Origin of the sequence: Klebsiella sp. 141251, from assembly GCF_050600725.1 — a bacterium.
In the GTDB taxonomy this organism is placed as follows: Bacteria; Pseudomonadota; Gammaproteobacteria; order Enterobacterales; family Enterobacteriaceae; genus Klebsiella; species Klebsiella aerogenes.
Genome location: NZ_JAQIRG010000007.1, coordinates 268234 through 288133 on the forward strand (window position 1 = coordinate 268234; position 19900 = coordinate 288133).

A 19900-nucleotide genomic window follows, 5' to 3' on the forward strand; every position below is an offset into this window, starting at 1 on the left:
GCCAGGCGGGTCTTTTCGTCAACGCTGAACCAGCATTAGCGGTTGATTATACTTTTTTGAAGATAATCGAACCGTTAGTACCGCCAAAGCCGAAGGAGTTACACAGGGTGTATTCCATACCGGAAACCTGACGCGCTTCATGAGGAACGAAGTCGAGGTCGCAACCTTCATCCGGGTTATCCAGGTTGATGGTCGGCGGAACCGCCTGATCGCGCAGCGCCAGAATAGAGTAGATAGACTCTACTGCGCCAGCCGCGCCTAACAGGTGGCCGGTCATGGATTTGGTGGAGCTCACCATCACGCGGCTTGCCGCATCGCCAAACACGGATTTCACCGCCTGGGCTTCTGCTTTATCACCGGCTGGCGTCGAAGTACCGTGGGCGTTGACATAGCCAATCTGGCCCGGTTCAATCGCCGCATCGCGAATGGCGTTAACCATCGCCAGCGCAGCGCCAGCGCCATCTTCCGGTGGAGATGTCATATGGTACGCATCGCTGCTCATACCAAAACCGACGATCTCAGCGTAGATTTTCGCGCCGCGTTTTTTCGCATGCTCGTACTCTTCCAGCACGACCATACCGGCGCCGTCGCCCAGCACAAAGCCATCACGCTCTTTATCCCACGGACGGCTTGCCGCCTGCGGGTTATCATTGCGGGTAGACAGCGCGCGCGCAGCGCCAAAGCCGCCTACGCCCAGCGGCGTACTCGCCTTCTCTGCACCACCGGCAACCATCGCGTCGGCATCGCCGTAAGCGATAATACGCGCCGCGTGGCCGATGTTATGTACGCCTGAAGTACACGCGGTCGCGATGGAGATACTCGGTCCACGCAGACCAAACATGATGGTCAGATGACCGGCCACCATGTTAACAATTGTGGACGGTACGAAGAACGGGCTGATCTTCCGCGGTCCGCCATTTACCAGCGAACTGTGGTTTTCTTCGATCAAGCCGAGGCCACCAATACCGGAACCGATAGCGGCGCCGATGCGGGTTGCGTTTTCTTCCGTCACTTCAAGGCCAGAATCCTGCATGGCCTGAACGCCAGCGACAATTCCATATTGAATGAAGGCATCCATCTTGCGCTGTTCTTTGCGCGAGATGATATCATCACAGTTAAAATCCTTTACTAAGCCAGCAAATTTCGTTGCATAGGCGCTAGTATCGAAATGGTCGATCAGGCTGATGCCACTCTGACCGGCAAGGAGAGCTTTCCAGGTAGACTCTACGGTATTGCCGACAGGAGACAACATGCCCAGTCCGGTCACAACTACACGACGCTTAGACACGGTTGTCCTCCAGGGAGGGAAAATAGATTCTTGTGGGACAAAAAAAGATAAAACTCAGGCGGTCGAATGACCGCCTGGAGATGTTCACTTACGCCTGGTGACCGTTGATGTAATCAATGGCAGCCTGAACGGTGGTGATTTTCTCAGCTTCTTCGTCCGGAATCTCAGTATCAAACTCTTCTTCCAGAGCCATTACCAGCTCAACGGTGTCAAGAGAATCAGCGCCCAGGTCTTCAACGAAGGAAGCATTGTTGGTAACTTCTTCCTGCTTAACGCCCAGCTGTTCGCCGATAATTTTCTTAACGCGTTCTTCGATAGTGCTCATACTCTTAAATTTCCTATCAAAACTCGCTTTCGCGATGGTTTTCGTAGTGTATAAAATGTTGAAAAATTTGCAACTAAATCCCGGCAGGTCTTACCACGATTTTACGCTATTTTGCGGCTGTTTGCCCTAATAACGCAAATGATTTCGCACAAAACAGTACCCGCAAGCGTGCAGACTGCGCGCTTCCTGAACATTTTGCGCAAATCTCGGTCAGACCATATACATCCCGCCATTGACGTGCAGGGTTTCACCAGTGATGTAACCCGCTTCGTCAGAGGCTAAGAATGCAACCGCGCTGGCGATTTCATTTGGGGAGCCAAGGCGCCCCGCAGGAACTGCAGCCAGCGTACCCGCACGCTGCTCATCGGTCAGCGCACGCGTCATGTCCGTTTCAATAAAGCCCGGAGCAACAACGTTTACAGTAATACCGCGAGACGCAACTTCACGTGCCAGTGACTTACTGAAACCAATCAGACCCGCTTTCGCCGCAGCGTAGTTAGCCTGACCAGCATTTCCCATGGTACCAACCACAGAACCGATAGTGATAATACGCCCATGACGCTTTTTCATCATAGCGCGCATTACCGCTTTTGACAGACGGAATACAGATGACAGGTTGGTTTCGATAATATCGTTCCACTCATCATCTTTCATTCGCATTAACAGGTTATCACGAGTAATCCCGGCATTATTGACCAGGATGTCAACTTCGCCAAACTCTGCGCGAACATTTTCCAGAACAGATTCAATAGATGCCGGGTCGGTCACATTCAACATCAGACCTTTACCGTTGGCGCCTAGATAGTCGCTGATCGCCTGCGCACCGCTTTCGCTGGTGGCAGTACCGATAACTTTCGCGCCGCGCGCGGCGAGGGTTTCAGCGATTGCACGGCCGATACCGCGGCTTGCACCGGTAACCAGCGCGATTTTTCCTTCAAAACTCATGGTATTCCTCTTTTATTGCTCAAGCGCCGAAGACATCGCAGCCGGCTCGTTGAGCGCAGAAGCAGTCAGGGTGTCAACAATACGTTTGGTCAGGCCGGTGAGGACTTTACCCGGACCCATTTCATACAGGTGCTCGACGCCCTGAGATGCCATAAACTCAACAGTCTTAGTCCACTGAACCGGGCTGTACAGCTGACGAATCAGCGCATCGCGGATAGCATCCGGCGCGGTTTCACACTTCACGTCGACGTTATTCACGACCGGAATCGTCGGCGCGTTAAAAGTGATTTTCTGCAGTTCAACCGCCAGTTTTTCTGCGGCAGGTTTCATCAGCGCGCAGTGGGACGGTACGCTGACCGGCAGCGGCAACGCGCGTTTGGCGCCTGCGGCTTTACACGCGGCGCCTGCACGTTCAACGGCTTCTTTGTGCCCGGCGATAACCACCTGGCCCGGAGAATTGTAGTTCACCGGCGAAACCACCTGCCCTTGCGCAGATTCCTCACAGGCTTTCGCAATGGACGCATCGTCGAGACCAATAATTGCAGACATCGCGCCGGTGCCTTCCGGTACCGCTTCCTGCATGAATTTACCACGCAGTTCAACCAGACGAACGGCATCAGCGAAATTGATAACGCCTGCGCAGACCAGCGCAGAGTATTCGCCAAGGCTATGACCGGCTAACAGCGCCGGCGCTTTACCGCCCTGCTGCTGCCATACGCGATATAACGCGACGGAGGCGGTCAGCAGCGCCGGTTGCGTTTGCCAGGTTTTATTCAGTTCTTCTGCCGGGCCCTGTTGGGCAAGCGCCCACAGATCGTAACCCAACGCTGCGGAAGCTTCGCCGAAGGTCTCTTCAATCACAGGCCAGGTCGCGGCCATATCTGCCAGCATACCGACAGCCTGAGAGCCCTGTCCGGGGAACACAAAAGCAAATTGCGTCATGTTTAAATCCTTATACTAAAAACGAACCAGCGCGGAACCCCAGGTGAAACCACCACCGAAGGCTTCCAGCAGAATCAACTGGCCGCGTTGAATACGGCCATCGCGCACGGCTTCGTCGAGCGCGCAAGGAACCGAAGCAGCAGAGGTATTACCGTGACGATCGAGCGTGACCACCACGTTATCCATCGACATCCCCAGCTTTTTCGCCGTCGCGCTGATGATACGCAGGTTAGCCTGGTGCGGGACCAGCCAATCCAGCGCCGAGCGCTCAAGGTTGTTGGCCGCCAGCGTCTCGTCAACGATATGCGCCAGTTCGGTGACCGCGACTTTAAACACTTCGTTGCCGGCCATCGTCAGATAAATCGGGTTTTCCGGCTCAACGCGATCGGCATTCGGCAGCGTTAACAGGTCGCCGTAGCGGCCATCGGCGTGCAGATGCGTAGAGATAATGCCCGGCTCTTCGGAAGCGCCAAGCACCACCGCGCCCGCGCCGTCGCCGAAGATAATGATCGTGCCGCGATCGGTTGGATCGCAGGTACGCGCCAGCACATCAGCGCCGATCACCAGCGCATAATCGACGGCGCCGTTTTTCACGTACTGATCGGCGATGCTCAAGGCATAGGTAAAGCCCGCGCAGGCGGCTGCGACGTCAAACGCCGGGCACCCTTTTACCCCCAGCATAGATTGAATCTGGCACGCAGAGCTCGGGAAGGCATGCGTACCCGAGGTGGTCGCAACAACGATCAGACCAATTTGCTCCGGGTTGACATTCGCCATTTCCAGCGCTTTCTTTGCGGCTTCGAAGCCCATCGTAGCAACTGTTTCGTTCGCTGCGGCAATACGGCGTTCACGAATACCTGTACGCGTGACAATCCACTCGTCAGTCGTTTCAACCATTTTTTCCAGGTCGGCGTTAGTACGCACTTGCTCAGGCAGGTAGCTGCCGGTGCCAATAATCTTTGTATACATGTACGCTCAGTCACTCTTGGGTAATATACCCGCGTTGTTAAAACCGCAGGGCGTCAGTCGTATCCGTTGGTCCCGGTGTGCTGTCGGGCATTCCCGTTACCGCTGCTGCTCCCTGGCAGTTCAAAACCTGCTGGGTATAACGATTCCAGGCGAGCGGCGATCCGCTGTGGAACTTGCCGCTGCACCGCCTGCACTGCCTGCTCTATTGCGACGCAAAATGCGCGCTGGTTGGCAGCGCCATGACTTTTGATCACAGAACCGCGCAATCCTAACAGACAGGCGCCATTATACTGGTCGGGGTTGAGGTGACTGAATCGCCTGCTTAGGCTTTTTTGTAACCAACGCTTTAATAAAATCAGCCACCACGACCTTTTTTTTCCCTCTCCCTGTGATTTCAGCAGCGAAAGGAACATTCTGACAACACCTTCCATCGTCTTTAATGTGACGTTGCCGGTGAATCCATCACAAACCAGAACATCCGTTTTCCCCGTCAGCAACTCGTTAGCTTCAAGGTAACCAATATAGTTGAACGACGGCAGCTTTTTGAGAATCGCCGACGCATCACGGATGCTGTTGAGGCCTTTCATCTCTTCTTCGCCGATATTCAACAGCGCAATGCGCGGATTTTTAATCCCCACGACTTCTTCGGCTAACACCGCGCCCATCACCGCGAACTGCACCAGCATCGTGCTATCGCAATCGACGTTGGCGCCTAAATCCAGCACCACCGTTTTGCCCTTTTGCTGATGCGGCAGTACCGTCACCAGCGCCGGGCGCTCAATCCCCTCAATGGGCTTGAGCAATAATTTCGCGAGCCCCATCAGCGCGCCGGTATTTCCCGCGCTAACGCAGGCTTCGGCTCGGCCCTCTTTCACCAGCTCCAGCGCCAGGCGCATCGAGCTTCCGCGACTACTGCGGATAGCCTGTGCGGGTCGCGCATCACTGGCAATAACTGACTGTGCAGGAATAATCTGCAATCGCGAACGTTGTTCGAAATCAGCTTTGGCAAGTAATGGCGTGATGGCGTCGGGGTCGCCGACTAAAAGAAGAGTGAGTTGCGAATTAGAGTTCAGTGCCTGCAGTGCTGCAGGCACTGTCACGGATGGGCCAAAATCGCCCCCCATGACATCTAACGCCAGGGTTAGACGTGTCAAGGTCTCGTCGCTGCCCGGTTCGGTTATTCCCCAGTTACCCGGGGAGATCCTCACTAAGCTTCACCACGCTTTTACTCTTGTCTTTCACGTTGCAAGGACGTTAGGTACGTTTTCTTGCAACGTGAAATCCACGGAGTAAGGCGTGATTACTTAGCGATTACCTTGCGACCGCGGTAGAAACCGTCGGCAGTGATGTGGTGACGCAGGTGTTTCTCACCAGAAGTTTTGTCTACAGACAGGCTGGTGACTGCGGTCAGAGCGTCATGGGAACGACGCATGCCACGTTTGGAACGGGTTGGTTTATTCTGTTGTACGGCCATGGACCTTACTCCTCAATTACTTATGCTTTAAGCTGGCTAATACGGCAAATGGGTTTGGTTTTTGTGCCTCTTCAGGCAGTTCGCCAAAGACCATGTCCGCGTCGGACACTTCACAGTGTTCAGAATCATGCACCGGAACTACCGGCAAGGAAAGAATGATTTCATCCTCAACCATCGCCTGCAGATCGATTTCACCGAATTCGTTAACCTCAATCGGCTCATACGCTTCCGGTAGTGCTTCTGCCTGTTCGTCATTTCTGACAGGGCTGAAACAATACGTTGTGTGGACATGATGAGGGAACGGTTTCCCGCAACGCTGACATTCGAGGGTTACCGACACCTTCGCATCACCGGTAATAACGGCGAGACGCTGGTTATCGATAGCGAACGACATGCTGCATTCCACATCACTGTCCACGCTGACGACTGAATCGGCGACACGGCCAACCTGATCACGGGCGTAGATACCCTCGTAATCAAGGCGTTTTTGAGCCGTGCGAACCGGATCGAGAGTCAGGGGTAATTTTACCTTTTGCATAGGGCGCGCATATTAACTTTGTAATGTCATAGAGTCAAAGAAAAAGGCAGCCTCAGGTTGCCTTTTGCCATTTATTCGCACACATTGCGGCGCATAGTTTAAAATGATGCTCTGCGAAGCGCTATATGTGGATGAAAAAATATGTCTAATCTTCTCCTGGCCTCAACCTCGCCGTGGCGGCGAATGCTGCTGGAAAAACTCTCGCTGCCATTCGAATGCGCGGCGCCGGAGGTTAACGAAACGCCTCTGCCCGGCGAATCCGCCCGCCAGTTGGTTGTGCGTCTGGCGCAAGCCAAAGCCCAGGCGCTGGCATCCCGCTTCCCTCAACACCTTATTATAGGTTCCGATCAGGTTTGTGTCTTAGACGGCGACATCACCGGTAAACCGCACACTGAAGAAAATGCCTACCGACAGCTACGCAAGGCCAGCGGCACGATTGTCACTTTTTATACCGGGCTTGCGCTCTATAATTCGGCCAACGGACACCTGCAAACGGAATGCGAACCTTTCGACGTCCATTTTCGTCATTTAAGCGATCAGGAGATCGAGGCCTATATCCGTAAAGAGAACCCTCTGCAGTGTGCCGGCAGTTTTAAAAGCGAAGGCTTAGGCATCACGCTATTTGAACGACTGGAAGGACGCGACCCTAATTCGCTGGTGGGGCTACCGCTGATCGCGCTATGCCAGATGTTGCGCCGGGAAGGCTTTAACCCTCTGCTTAGCTAGCCATTAAAGAAAGCGGCGGAGTATGAATCCGCCGCTGTGGTTATTTGCTATTGCGCAAAACCTGTAAGCAGTGCTTCAGTTGATTATCCAACGGCGCTTCAATACGCATTACTTCACCGGTGCCTGGATGAGTGAACTTCAGCGCTGCGGCATGCAAAAACAGGCGGTTTAACCCCGTCCCTGAAAGCTGCTTGTCAAACTCGCGATCGCCATAGCGATCGTCAAAAGCGATGGGATGTCCCGCATACTGCGTGTGAACGCGAATCTGGTGCGTACGCCCGGTAACCGGGCTACAGCGCACCAGGGTGGCAAACGCGTAACGCTCTTCCACTTTAAAGCGCGTTTCGGACGGCTTACCTTCCTGACTCACGCGCACGATGCGCTCGCCGCTCTGCAGGATATTTTTCAGCAGCGGCGCTTGTACCGCCTTGGTGTGCGACTGCCACTGACCGCGGACCAGCGCCAGATAATCCTTCTGCATCCCTTTCTCACGCAGCTGCTCGTGAAGCGAGCGAAGCGCCGAGCGTTTTTTCGCTACCAACAGAACGCCGGAGGTATCCCGATCAAGACGGTGAACCAGCTCCAGGAAGCGGGCCTCGGGGCGTAGCGCCCGCAGCCCTTCAATCACGCCGAAGCTCAGACCGCTGCCGCCGTGTACCGCGGTGCCGGAAGGCTTGTTGAGCACCAGGATATGATCGTCTTCATAGAGGATCACATCCGACAACGCCGCCACCTTTTGTAGATGCGGCGAAACGGCCTCTTCTTCGCGCTCGGCAACCCGCACCGGCGGGATACGCACTTCATCGCCGTCTTCCAGTTTATATTCCGGCTTGACGCGCTTTTTGTTCACCCGCACCTCGCCTTTACGCAGGATGCGATAAATCATGCTCTTCGGTACGCCCTTAAGTTGCGTACGCAAAAAGTTGTCGATACGTTGCCCCGCTTCATCGGCGGAAATGGCAACCATTTTTACGGTTGGAGTCTCAGTTTTCATGGTCGGCGATTCTAAATAGCCGAGGGCATTAGCGCCACTCATTTTTATATGCTTATATTTATCAGTATCCGGATTTCATCGCATGCTTCATCGGCGTTTTGTTTGTTATTAGAACAATCTGTAGACGCTGGTGAAAAAACTGTGAGTAACCCGGTGATAAAAGGTAAAAGTGAACTTGCTATAACAAGGTTAGCAATGGAATAATGAAGCCGTTTTCCGTGTTGACACTTGTTAGAACAAGAAATTAGCGGAATGACCAATTTTGTCTGACCGATCATCCACGCAGCAATGGCGTAAGACGTATTGATCTTTCAGACAGTTAGCGGGCTGCGGGTTGCAGTCCTTACCGGCACAGGCTCTATAAGATTTTTGCGTGGCAGGACGGCGACGACTCCGGGACTACCGGGAGTTCATCTGAATCCTCCGATTGAGGTGAACAGGTTAAGCCATTACCCCTGCGACGTGAGAGACGATGAGAATATACGCAACATCGTTTGAGGTGCGTCAAGGCTGCAAAAGAGAGAATCTTCAGTCGGTTGTACACGCAATCGATTGAAGTGAACAAGCGCGGCCAACGCGAAATCACTTAAAGGATGAAGTGTATAAATGGAATATTCTCTGGTGATACATCCCAGGCTGTTCCCCTGAATAATTGCGCTGTGTTTCCGTTTGAAACACAGGCGACCGACACTCTGCGCCTCTTAAGCGCGCGACAACCGTGAGGTTGGCGACGTGAACCAGACTCGAGGCCATCGGTTTTCACCCGGTAAGGCGTTACTCTGCCCGTAGCTTAGTCGTCAATGTAAGAATAATGAGTAAGTTACGATGAAAAGAATGTTAATCAACGCAACTCAGCAGGAAGAGTTGCGCGTCGCTCTTGTTGATGGGCAGCGCCTGTACGACCTGGATATCGAAAGCCCCGGGCACGAGCAGAAAAAAGCGAACATCTACAAAGGCAAAATCACTCGTATTGAACCTAGCCTTGAAGCCGCGTTTGTCGATTACGGCGCTGAGCGTCATGGTTTCCTCCCCCTCAAAGAAATTGCCCGCGAATACTTCCCTGCCAATTACAGCTCTCATGGTCGTCCTAACATTAAGGATGTTCTGCGTGAAGGTCAGGAAGTCATTGTTCAGATTGATAAAGAAGAGCGTGGTAATAAAGGCGCTGCGCTGACGACCTTCATCAGCCTGGCCGGCAGCTACCTGGTACTGATGCCGAATAACCCTCGCGCCGGCGGTATTTCGCGCCGTATCGAAGGTGACGATCGTACCGAGCTGAAAGAAGCGCTGGCGAGCCTTCAGTTGCCGGACGGCATGGGTCTTATCGTACGTACCGCGGGCGTCGGCAAATCCGCTGAAGCGCTGCAGTGGGATCTGAGCTTCCGCCTGAAGCACTGGGAAGCTATTCAGAAAGCCGCTGAGAGTCGCCCTGCTCCGTTCCTGATCCACCAGGAAAGTAACGTTATCGTACGTGCCTTCCGCGACTATCTGCGCCAGGACATCGGCGAAATCCTGATCGATAACCCGAAAGTGCTTGAGCTGGCGCGCCAGCATATCGCCGCCCTCGGTCGTCCGGATTTCAGCAGCAAAATCAAACTGTACACCGGTGAAATCCCGCTGTTCAGCCATTACCAGATCGAATCCCAGATTGAATCCGCGTTCCAGCGTGAAGTTCGCCTGCCTTCCGGCGGCTCTATCGTTATCGATAGCACCGAAGCGCTGACCGCTATCGACATCAACTCCGCTCGCGCGACCCGCGGCGGCGATATCGAAGAAACGGCGTTCAATACTAACCTCGAAGCGGCTGACGAAATTGCGCGCCAGCTGCGTCTGCGCGACCTTGGCGGCCTGATCGTTATCGACTTCATCGATATGACTCCGGTGCGCCACCAGCGTGCGGTTGAAAACCGCCTGCGTGAGGCCGTTCGTCAGGACCGCGCGCGTATCCAGATCAGCCACATCTCGCGCTTCGGCCTGCTGGAGATGTCCCGCCAGCGTCTGAGCCCGTCGCTGGGCGAGTCCAGCCACCACGTGTGCCCACGCTGTAGCGGCACCGGTACCGTGCGTGACAACGAATCGCTGTCGCTCTCTATCCTGCGTCTGATTGAAGAAGAAGCGCTGAAAGAGAACACCAAAGAAGTCCATGCGATCGTTCCGGTACCTATCGCTTCTTATCTGCTTAACGAAAAACGTGCCGCAGTCAGCGCGATTGAAACCCGTCAGAGCGACATTCGCGTCATCATCGTCCCGAACGATGAGATGCAAACCCCGCACTACTCCGTGCTGCGCGTGCGTAAAGGCGAAGAGACCTCAACCCTGAGCTACTTGCTGCCGAAACTACACGAAGAAGAGATGGCGATGCCGTCCGACGATGAACCAGCTGAACGCAAGCGCCGTGAAGAGCCAGCTCTTGCCGCTTTCGTGATGCCGGATGCGCCGCCAGTACCGGTACAGGAAGAAACCGCAGCCGCACCGGTCGCAGCGAAAGCCGCCGCTCCAGCCGCAAAAGTAGCAACGCCTGCCCAGCCTGGCCTGCTGTCCCGTTTCTTTGGCGCTTTGAAAAACATTTTTGCTGGCGCAGAAGAAGCCAAACCGGCGGAAGTCAAGGCTGAGCAAAAAACAGAAGAGAAACCGGAACGTCAGCAAGAGCGTCGTAAACCGCGTTCTAATAATCGCCGCGATCGTAATGACCGTCGTGATAACCGCGATAATCGCGATAACCGTGACAATCGCGATAATCGCGGAGAAAACGCGGAAGGTCGCGAATCTCGTGAGGAAAACCGCCGTAATCGCCGTGAGAAACAGCCGCAGAACGCTGAACAGCGCGAATCACGTCAAACCGCTGGCAATGAGGCTGATAACAGTAAATCTCGCGATGAGCAGCAACAACCGCGCCGTGAACGCAACCGTCGTCGGAATGATGACAAGCGCCAGGCACAGCAGGAAGCAAAATCTCAGTCCCGCGAAGAACCGGTAGTTCAGCAGGAGACCGAGCAGGAAGAACGCGTTCAGAGCATGCCGCGTCGTAAGCCGCGTCAGCTGGCGCAGAAAGTCCGCTTTGAATCCGTAGAAACCGAGCAGGTTGTCGAAGCCGTTGCCGAGCAGCAGGTGGAATCCACTTCGCCGCGTACCGAACTGGCAAAAGTCGATCTGCCGGCCGTCGTTGAAACTGCCGCTGAGCAGGATGAAAACGGCGACGCTCGTGAATCTAACGGTATACCGCGTCGTTCACGTCGCTCTCCGCGCCACCTGCGCGTAAGCGGCCAACGTCGCCGTCGTTACCGCGATGAGCGTTATCCGACCCAGTCGCCGATGCCGCTGGCTATCGCCTGCGCGTCGCCTGAGCTGGCATCAGGTAAAGCGTGGATCCGTTATCCGATTGCTCGCGTGCAGGATCAGCTGCAGGAAGAGTTACCGGTGCAGGAAACCAGCAGCGTTGAGCCTATCATCACGCCAGTCGTCGCGGAGACTATCGCTCCGGTTGTCGTTGCGGAAACCGTCGCAGCTGAAACTGTCGCACCGACAGTGACCAGCGAACCGACCGCAGAAGCAAGCGTAGTTGAAGCCCCGGTTGCCGAAGAAACGGCAGTGGTTGAAGAGACTGCAGTTGTAGCAGAAACCGTTGCGCCGCAGGCAGAGGTCAGTGCGCCAGCAGAGGCCGTTGTCGAAGAAACTGAGACCACGCCAGCTCCGGTGACTGAAGAAACCGACGCTGCGCAGCCAACAATTGCCGCAGAAGAAACCGCTGTTGTCGAAGAAACGACCGTTACCGCAGCTGAAGAAACCGCGCCGGTTGTTGAACCGACGCCGGTCGTCAGCGCCGCGCCAGTGGTAAAAGCGCAACCGGCAACCACCGCAACTCGCCACGCGACCGCGCCGATGACCCGCGCCCCGGCGCCGGAATACGTGCCGGAAGCGCCGCGCCAAAGCGATTGGGTTCGCCCACCGTTTGCCTTTGAGGGTAAAGGGTCCGCAGGCGGCCATAGCGCTACTCATCAGGCCACGGCGGAAGCGACTCGCCCGCAACCTGTAGAGTAACGGTGCACGACTAAAAAACCGGCCAACTGGCCGGTTTTTTATTTGTTCTCGTCCGGGCGCTGCATCCCCGCCACCTGCGGCATCACTTCGCGCATCAAATCGAGAAACTTGCGCAGCCGCGTTGGGTAATAGCGCGCCCAGGGATATACCAGATGCACCGGCAGCGGCGAAGCCCGCCACTGCGCAAACGGCTCAATCAGCCTGCCTGCCGCAATATCCTCCTCCACCGCCCAGCTGGAAACAATTGCCGCTCCCAACCCCGCCAGAGCGGTATTACGCGCAACGTAGACGCTATCGGTACTCAGACAAGGGACGATCGGGAAACTCATCAACTGCCCGCCCACCTGATGCTGTAGCGTGACTTCATGCTGGTAAAAGGTGCTGATAGCGACCCATGGCAGCGCGGAGAGCGCCTGCGGTTCGCCGAGTTCCGGATGGCGCGCCAATAGCTCAGGCGCAACCACCAGGCTGCGGGGAACTACAGCCAACAGTACCGAGACGGTTGACGGATCCACTTCTGCACCAACGCGGATCGCGCAATCAATATTATCGCTAAGAAAATCGACGGTTTTATCATTCAGCATCCACTCAACGGAAAGCTCAGGATAACGCTGCAGAAAGCTAACCAGCGGGCCCAGCAGCTGCTGTTGGCCAAAAGCGTGCGGCGCCCGCACCCGCAGCACGCCAACCGGACGGTCTTCCTCGATGCGTAGATCATCTTCCAGCGCCAGCCAGCTGTCCACCAGCCGCCGCGCATGTTGATAGCAGCGCTCGCCGTCATCGGTTAGTTTCATCGCATGGGTCGTGCGCAGAATAAGCCTTGCGCCGAGTAACGTCTCCAGCGACTGCAAGCGTCGGCTAACGGTCGCCTGAGTCGTACTCATCTGCAGAGCCGCCGCCGAGAGCGAACCCGCTTCGACGATGCGAATAAACGTCCGCATCAGCTCAATCCGATCTATACGCTCTTGTTTCTTCATTTATATTTTGCCTATACGTGCTACGTATAACCGTTTTACCACTACCCTATCTTCCGCGCCAGTCTGCTTCGGGGAACAATAGCGCCAACGCATTTACGAGGGCATTACTATGACACCGCTTCCTTTATCCACCCGCCAGGCCGGCTGGGTTATATTTATTCTCGCGCTCGGCGCAGGCTTTAGCGTCGCATCCATCTACTACGCCCAGCCGCTGCTGCCATTAATCGGCGCCAACCTGCATCTCAGCGTTGAAGGAATGGGGCTGGTGCCCACGTTGACCCAGGCAGGCTATGCATTGGGAATATTATTTCTGCTGCCGCTCGGCGATCGCCACGATCGCAGAACGCTTATCCTGCTGAAAAGCGCCGTACTGGCGGCGCTGTTGCTACTCTGCAGCCTGACCGGACAACTGACCTCGCTGCTGGTCGTCAGCCTGCTGATCGGCATGGCGGCGACCATGGCGCAGGATATTGTCCCGGCAGCGGCCATTCTTGCGCCGGCGGGCAAACAGGGGAAAATGGTCGGTACGGTGATGACCGGCCTGCTACTGGGGATCCTACTTTCGCGTACCGTCAGCGGGCTGGTCGGCGCGCTATTTGGCTGGCGAGTCATGTACCAGGCTGCGGCAGTCAGTATCGCTTTCATCGGCCTGTTAATGTGGCGTGTTCTGCCGCGTTTTGAGATCCACTCTACCCTCAGCTATCCGCAGTTGATGAGGTCGATGGCCCATCTGTGGCAGCGCTATCCTGCGCTGCGCCGCGCGGCATTCGCCCAGGGCTTTTTATCTATCGCCTTTAGCGCGTTCTGGTCGACGCTGGCGGTGATGCTCGCCGAACATTACCAGATGGGTAGCGCGGTCGCCGGCGGCTTCGGTATCGCGGGCGCGGCAGGCGCCCTGGCGGCACCGCTGGCAGGCGGTCTGGCGGATAAAGTTGGCGCGGGGAGAGTCACCCAGCTCGGCGCGGCATTCGTCACCGTCTCCTTTGCCCTGATGTTGCTGCTGCCCGCCCTGCCGGTACATGGCCAACTGGCGCTGATTGCACTATCGGCTATCGGTTTTGACCTTGGTCTGCAATCAAGTCTGGTGGCGCATCAAAATCTGGTTTACAGCCTGGAGCCCCAGGCCCGCGGCAGGCTTAACGCTTTGCTGTTTACCGTGGTCTTCATTGGTATGGCTCTGGGTTCGGTGCTGGGAAGTAAACTGTACGTGCTGGCTGGCTGGAATGGCGTGGTGATTCTGGCGGTGAGCAGCGGCGCGATTGCTCTGATTATCCGCCTGCTGGAAAATGCCCGTCTAAAGGCCGCTGACCGCGCCGTGAGATAAAAAAAACCCGCTCCGCATAGCGGAACGGGTTAGTCAGGCCCGACGTAGCGATGAATTTAAATCGTGCGGCGGGCAAACTCTTTCAGGCGGAAACCGAGCAGCAGCAAGGTTGCGAAATAGGCGACTACGCCGGCCACCACCACTACCATCAGGCGCATCAGGCGGAACGGCATCGTCCCCTGCGACCACTCCGGCATCAGATACATCACGCCGACGAGCGCTGCCGCCATGACCAGCACCGCGATGACCAGACGCAGCAGGAAGACGAACCACCCCGGCTGCGGGGTGAAGATTTTCTGCTTACGCAGTTGCCAGTAAAGCAGCGCGGCGTTCAGACAAGCGGCCAGACCAATAGACAGCGACAAGCCGGCATGCTTCAACGGGCCAATAAACGCCAGGTTCATCACCTGGGTCATTATCAGAGTAACAATGGCGATTTTAACCGGCGTCTTGATATCCTGGCGCGAGTAAAAGCCCGGCGCCAGCACCTTCACCACGATAAGCCCCATCAGCCCAACCGAATAAGCCACCAGCGCGCGTTGAGTCATCGCCGCATCGAAAGCATTGAACTTACCATACTGGAATAGCGATACCGTCAGCGGCTTAGCGAGAATGCCTAAGGCCACCGCGCTTGGCAAGGCCAGCAGGAAACACAGGCGCAGCCCCCAATCCATCAGTCGGCAGTACTCATCATGATTGCCGCTGGCGAAACTTTTTGATAGCGATGGCAACAGGATAGTCCCCAGCGCCACGCCCAACACGCCGGAGGGGAACTCCATCAGACGGTCGGCATAATACATCCAGGAGACCGAACCTGAGACCAGGAAGGAGGCGAAAATGGTATTGATAATCAGCGAAATCTGGCTGACGGAGACGCCGAGGATCGCCGGCCCCATCTGCTTAACCACGCGAATCGCCCCGGCATCTTTCAGATTAACCCGCGGCAGTACCAGCATACCGATTTTTTTCAGATGCGGCAGTTGATACGCCAGTTGCAGGATACCGCCAACCGTAACCGCCCAGGCCATCGCCAGCATTGGCGGATGAAAATAAGGCGCGGCAAACAGAGCAAAACCAATCATGCTGACGTTGAGGAAGGTCGGCGCAAAGGCGGGAACCGAGAAGCGGTTCCAGGTGTTAAGGATCGCCCCCACCAGCGATGCCAGCGAGATCAATAATATATAGGGGAAGGTGATACGCAGCAGCTGGGTGGTTAAGGCAAACTTATCCGGCGTATCGGCAAAGCCCGGTGCGGTAACGGTAATCACCCACGGCGCAGCCAGCATCCCCGCCACCGTGACCAGCGCCAGAACCAGGGTCAACAGCCCGGAAACATAGGAGACGAACACCCGCGTCGCGTCTTCGCCCTGCTTGCTTTTATATTCAGCGAGGATCGGCACAAAGGCCTGAGAAAAGGCGCCTTCGGCAAAAATACGCCGCAAGAGGTTTGGCAGTTTGAAGGCCACAAAAAAGGCGTCGGTCGCCATCCCGGCGCCGAAAATACGCGCGACGATAGCATCGCGGGCGAACCCCAGTACGCGCGAGAACATGGTCATCGAGCTGACTGCCGCTAATGATTTTAATAGATTCATTACTGTCTTATTCCACAACCCATGGAGTAAAACGCCCGCAAAAGCGGGCGCTGGAAAGTGGCGATAGTCTACCGGGTTCGCAATGAATTACTACTGTCAGTTGTTACAACCAGTTATTCGCTCATCGCTTCACGCCAGAGCTTTTCCACGATCCGCTGGGCTAAGAGCGCCTGCTCGCCGGCGGTTTCCGGAACCGTCTGATTTTGCACGCATTCAATGAAGTGCCGCGCGCAGCCGTCGAATCCACGCTGCTCAAGCGTCGTTTGCCAGCCGGGCGCCGGGCGCTGCAAGATTCCGCTGCCCCGCTCTTCACGCCACTCGCGCATATCGCTCACCTCATACAGCCCGCCATCGGTCACCGCCTGTACCCACTCACGCTGGCTTCCGGCGCGACGATGCATGCTGGTCGTGATTTGCAGCTGCCCCACGCTGAAGTGATGCTCGGCGTAGAGCATTTCCCCTTGAGAAGTGGTTTGCAGGACCCCGCCATTCACCCGCGCTTTATCTCCCGCCAGCCACAGCGCGGTATCGACAACATGCAGATAATCATCCAGCAGGGTGAAACGCAGCTCTTTACCCACGCTATCGCTGCGATGCTTATCCATGCGCAATGACGCCGCATCGTTGAGATGCGCTTTTAATTCACGATACAGCGGCGCAAAACGGCGATTGAAACCCACCATTAACGTTAAACGCCGACGCGCCGCCAGTTCAACCAGTGATTCGGCTTCGCTGAGCTTGTCCGCCAGCGGCTTGTCCACGCAAACATGAACTCCTGCATTCAGCAGATGATGCACCACTTCATAATGTGAAGCGGTTGAGGTATGGACAAATACCGCATCACATTGCGCCGCCAGCGCATCCAGAGACTCGGCATAAGGTAGACGCCAGGTTTCACAGATGCGTAACGCTTTCTCTTTCCCCGGCGACCAGGCGGCCTGCAGCGTCCAGCCATCGGCGGCGCCAAGCACCGGCAACCATGCCTTTTGCGCAATGCCGCCGAGCCCCACCACGCCAACGCGTAATTTTGCCGTCACGGTTACTCTCCTAAATGAGCCAGTAGTGAATCAAGGCGTACTTTGAGCTCAGCCACTTCCGCCTCCAGCGCCTCGACGCGCGCCTGCAGATCGTCATTCGGCGGCGACACGGCTTCCACGACGGTAATGAGCGAATCCATGTCATCACAAAACAGGTGCATATAGCGGCTTTCGCGTTTACCCGGTTCGCGCGGAAGGCGCGCGACGTACGGGCCGTCTTCGCGACTGGCCAAATTGTCGAGCGTGCTTTCCACCTCGGCCATATCGCGGAATTCATACATCCGCTGCGCGCGGCTGCGCAGCTCGCCTGGCGTTTGCGCGCCGCGCAGCAGCAGCGTCGTGACGATGGCGACTTCCGCCGCTGTTAACTTGAGGTCGCCAAATTCGGAATTACAGAAGCGCTGTTCATATTTGGTCACTCGATTGCCAAAACCGCTTACCGTACGCAGATAGTGGCGTTTAACCAGTTCATCCAGCAAATCCTGAACATCGCTTTCCGCCAGCGACATCACCGGCTCGCGGTTGGTTTTCTGGTTACAGGCGGTGACCACCGCATTCACCGACAGCGGATATTGTTCGGGTGTGGTCACTTGCTTCTCCAGCAGGCAACCAATAATGCGCGCTTCATGCGCGGTTAGCTGATATTTCATGTTGTCTCCTTAGCGCCCCGGGGTCCAGTCAGTGGTCGTTAATGCCGTCAATACGTGATCTCGCCATTGCCCATCAATGAGGAGATAGTCCTTAGCGTAACCCTCTTTCTCGAAACCCAGTCGGGCGAGCAAGTCACCGCTGCGTTTATTGTGCGGCATATAGTTGGCCATGATGCGATGGATATGCTGCGTACGCTGCATATAGCGAATCGCCGCGGTCAGCGCTTCAAACATCAGCCCCTGCCCTTGCCACTTTTCACCAATGGAATAGCCGAGATAGCAGGCGTGGAATGAACCGCGCACTACGTTGGAGAAGTTTGCTACCCCAATAATCTCTTTCTCATCAGGATCGAGCAGCGCGAAATAGAATGCCGAACCTTGTTTATGAAATTCCGTAATCATCGACAATCGCGCCTGCCAGCCGGAGGGATAACAGTGGCTTTCATCGCGCACCGGCTCCCAGGGTTTCAGGAACCCTTTGTTTTCCGCGTAGTAATCGGCCAGACGCCAGGCGTCACGATCGTGAACCAGCCGCACCACCAGCCGGTCCGTCGTCAAACGCACCTTGGGTACGTTACTGCGATAGCCAAACATTCCTCACTCCTGTTCCCTACCCCAAACTGATATCTTTCACTATACCTTCCCTGAGTGAAGGTGTGAAAACAGCAACATACCATTTTCTGCACCATCTCCATTTTTCGATGAATAGCCTCAATCGATCTTGCTTTTTGATAAAAAAATATTGTCGCCAGTATGCTGGGAAAATAACCGGCGCACCCGCAGAATATCTAAGCTTATCTTTCTTTTTCCCTGGAGGGGAAATGTCCCGCGTATCGCAGGCAAGGAGCCTGGGTAAATATTTCCTGTTAGTCGATAACATGCTGGTTGTTCTCGGCTTTTTTGTCGTATTCCCCCTGATATCGATCCGTTTTGTCGACCAGATGGGCTGGGCGGCGCTGATGGTCGGTATTGCCCTCGGTCTGCGTCAGCTGGTGCAACAAGGTTTAGGCATCTTCGGTGGGGCGATCGCCGATCGTTTTGGCGCTAAACCGATGATCGTCACCGGGATGCTGATGCGCGCCGGCGGTTTCGCGGCGATGGCCGTCGCCCATGAGCCCTGGGTACTCTGGCTCTCGTGCATTTTGTCCGGTCTCGGCGGCACACTGTTCGACCCGCCGCGAGCGGCGCTGGTGGTCAAGCTGGTGCGCCCGCATCAACGCGGTCGCTTCTTCTCTATTCTTATGATGCAGGATAGCGCCGGCGCGGTAATCGGCGCCCTGCTAGGCAGCTGGCTATTACAGTACGATTTCCGTCTGGTATGCAGCGCGGGGGCGGCGCTTTTTATTGCCTGCGCCGCGTTTAACGCCTGGTACCTACCGGCCTGGAAACTCTCGACGGTCAAAACGCCGGTCCGCGAAGGGTTGGGGCTGGTGTTACGTGATAAGCGCTTTGTCACTTACGTGCTGACCCTGACCGGTTACTACATGCTGGCCGTACAGGTGATGCTCATGCTGCCGATTATGGTTAACGATATTGCGGGTTCTCCGGCGGCGGTCAAATGGATGTATGCCATTGAGGCGACAATTTCCCTGACCCTGCTGTACCCCATTGCCCGCTGGAGCGAAAAACGTTTTCGTCTTGAGCATCGCCTGATGGCAGGTTTACTGGTGATGACGGCGGCGATGCTGCCGATTGGCTTAACCAGTACGCTACAGCAGCTGTTTACCTTAATCTGTATTTTCTATATCGGCTCGATCATTGCCGAGCCTGCGCGCGAAACGTTGGGCGCTTCGCTAGCCGATGCCCGCGCCCGAGGCAGCTATATGGGTTTTAGCCGCCTTGGCCTGGCCTTCGGCGGCGCGCTGGGGTACGCCGGCGGCGGCTGGCTGTTTGATGCCGGTAAAGTGCTCAGTCAGCCTGAACTCCCGTGGTTGATGTTGGGCATTATCGGCTTTGCGACATTCATTGCATTGTGGTGGCAGTTCAGCCAGAAACGGTCGGCTTCCGGTATGCTGGAACCGCGCATCTGACGCGCGGCCAAAGTGGTAATCCTTTTTTTCAGCATTTTCCGCTAGTACAAG

General features: G+C 55.8%; 18 protein-coding genes. 4 read left to right on the forward strand and 14 right to left on the reverse strand.

Features of this window, described 5'->3' with window-relative positions:
* Positions 1–46: 46 nt before the first annotated feature.
* The 8 genes from fabF to yceD form a co-directional block, all read right to left on the reverse strand.
* On the reverse strand, positions 47–1288 hold the full coding sequence (gene fabF / locus PGR09_RS17585; protein WP_015705037.1) for a beta-ketoacyl-ACP synthase II: 1242 nt from the start codon (positions 1286–1288) through the stop codon (positions 47–49).
* Between the two features lie 88 nt (positions 1289–1376).
* The gene (gene acpP / locus PGR09_RS17590; protein ID WP_000103754.1) at positions 1377–1613 is read right to left on the reverse strand and encodes an acyl carrier protein; all 237 of its coding nucleotides are present in this window, start codon (positions 1611–1613) and stop codon (positions 1377–1379) included.
* Positions 1614–1823: 210 nt separating this feature from the next.
* Positions 1824–2558: a 3-oxoacyl-ACP reductase FabG gene (fabG, locus tag PGR09_RS17595; protein WP_015367190.1), complete on the reverse strand. Its 735-nt coding sequence runs from the start codon at positions 2556–2558 to the stop codon at positions 1824–1826.
* 12 nt (positions 2559–2570) lie between these two features.
* Positions 2571–3500: an ACP S-malonyltransferase gene (fabD, locus tag PGR09_RS17600; RefSeq protein ID WP_045393679.1), complete on the reverse strand. Its 930-nt coding sequence runs from the start codon at positions 3498–3500 to the stop codon at positions 2571–2573.
* 15 nt (positions 3501–3515) lie between these two features.
* The gene (locus PGR09_RS17605; protein ID WP_045393676.1) at positions 3516–4469 is read right to left on the reverse strand and encodes a beta-ketoacyl-ACP synthase III; all 954 of its coding nucleotides are present in this window, start codon (positions 4467–4469) and stop codon (positions 3516–3518) included.
* 53 nt (positions 4470–4522) lie between these two features.
* Positions 4523–5623 carry a phosphate acyltransferase PlsX gene (plsX, locus tag PGR09_RS17610; RefSeq protein ID WP_088389843.1) on the reverse strand — a complete coding sequence of 367 codons (1101 nt, stop codon included), beginning with the start codon at positions 5621–5623 and terminating at the stop codon, positions 4523–4525.
* A gap of 146 nt (positions 5624–5769) precedes the next feature.
* A complete protein-coding gene (rpmF, locus tag PGR09_RS17615) occupies positions 5770–5943 on the reverse strand; it encodes a 50S ribosomal protein L32 (RefSeq protein ID WP_000290724.1) in 174 nt (57 codons plus the stop codon).
* A gap of 16 nt (positions 5944–5959) precedes the next feature.
* Entirely contained in the window at positions 5960–6481 is a 522-nt protein-coding gene (gene yceD / locus PGR09_RS17620) for a 23S rRNA accumulation protein YceD (protein ID WP_015705036.1), read from the reverse strand.
* Positions 6482–6622: 141 nt separating this feature from the next.
* Here yceD and PGR09_RS17625 point away from each other — a divergent pair, with 141 nt between their 5' ends.
* Positions 6623–7207, forward strand: coding sequence for a Maf family protein (locus PGR09_RS17625; protein ID WP_047078748.1), 585 nt, complete (start codon positions 6623–6625; stop codon positions 7205–7207).
* Positions 7208–7247: 40 nt separating this feature from the next.
* Here the strand turns inward: PGR09_RS17625 and rluC are convergent, their stop codons facing one another.
* Positions 7248–8201 (reverse strand): 23S rRNA pseudouridine(955/2504/2580) synthase RluC, encoded by a 954-nt coding sequence (rluC, locus tag PGR09_RS17630; RefSeq protein ID WP_072251500.1) that lies wholly within the window; start codon positions 8199–8201, stop codon positions 7248–7250.
* Between the two features lie 825 nt (positions 8202–9026).
* Between rluC and rne the strand changes: the two genes are divergently transcribed.
* Positions 9027–12239 (forward strand): ribonuclease E, encoded by a 3213-nt coding sequence (gene rne, locus PGR09_RS17635; protein ID WP_430916357.1) that lies wholly within the window; start codon positions 9027–9029, stop codon positions 12237–12239.
* 38 nt (positions 12240–12277) lie between these two features.
* Here the strand turns inward: rne and PGR09_RS17640 are convergent, their stop codons facing one another.
* Complete coding sequence (locus PGR09_RS17640; RefSeq protein WP_045393662.1) at positions 12278–13216, reverse strand: LysR family transcriptional regulator; 939 nt, start codon at positions 13214–13216, stop codon at positions 12278–12280.
* 109 nt (positions 13217–13325) lie between these two features.
* Between PGR09_RS17640 and PGR09_RS17645 the strand changes: the two genes are divergently transcribed.
* Complete coding sequence (locus PGR09_RS17645; protein WP_315710013.1) at positions 13326–14540, forward strand: MFS transporter; 1215 nt, start codon at positions 13326–13328, stop codon at positions 14538–14540.
* Between the two features lie 56 nt (positions 14541–14596).
* Here PGR09_RS17645 and murJ read toward each other — a convergent pair whose 3' ends face one another.
* The 4 genes from murJ to rimJ form a co-directional block, all read right to left on the reverse strand.
* Positions 14597–16132, reverse strand: coding sequence for a murein biosynthesis integral membrane protein MurJ (murJ, locus tag PGR09_RS17650; RefSeq protein WP_015367200.1), 1536 nt, complete (start codon positions 16130–16132; stop codon positions 14597–14599).
* 113 nt (positions 16133–16245) lie between these two features.
* Positions 16246–17169, reverse strand: a complete 924-nt coding sequence (locus PGR09_RS17655) for a Gfo/Idh/MocA family protein (RefSeq protein ID WP_289576733.1) — start codon at positions 17167–17169, stop codon at positions 16246–16248.
* A gap of 2 nt (positions 17170–17171) precedes the next feature.
* Positions 17172–17819, reverse strand: coding sequence for a YceH family protein (locus PGR09_RS17660; RefSeq protein ID WP_045393656.1), 648 nt, complete (start codon positions 17817–17819; stop codon positions 17172–17174).
* A 9-nt stretch (positions 17820–17828) separates the two neighbouring features.
* Positions 17829–18413, reverse strand: a complete 585-nt coding sequence (rimJ, locus tag PGR09_RS17665) for a ribosomal protein S5-alanine N-acetyltransferase (protein ID WP_045393654.1) — start codon at positions 18411–18413, stop codon at positions 17829–17831.
* A 227-nt stretch (positions 18414–18640) separates the two neighbouring features.
* On the opposite strand from rimJ, the gene mdtH reads away from it, so the two are divergent.
* On the forward strand, positions 18641–19849 hold the full coding sequence (gene mdtH / locus PGR09_RS17670) for a multidrug efflux MFS transporter MdtH (protein WP_045393652.1): 1209 nt from the start codon (positions 18641–18643) through the stop codon (positions 19847–19849).
* The last annotated feature ends 51 nt before the right edge of the window (positions 19850–19900 follow it).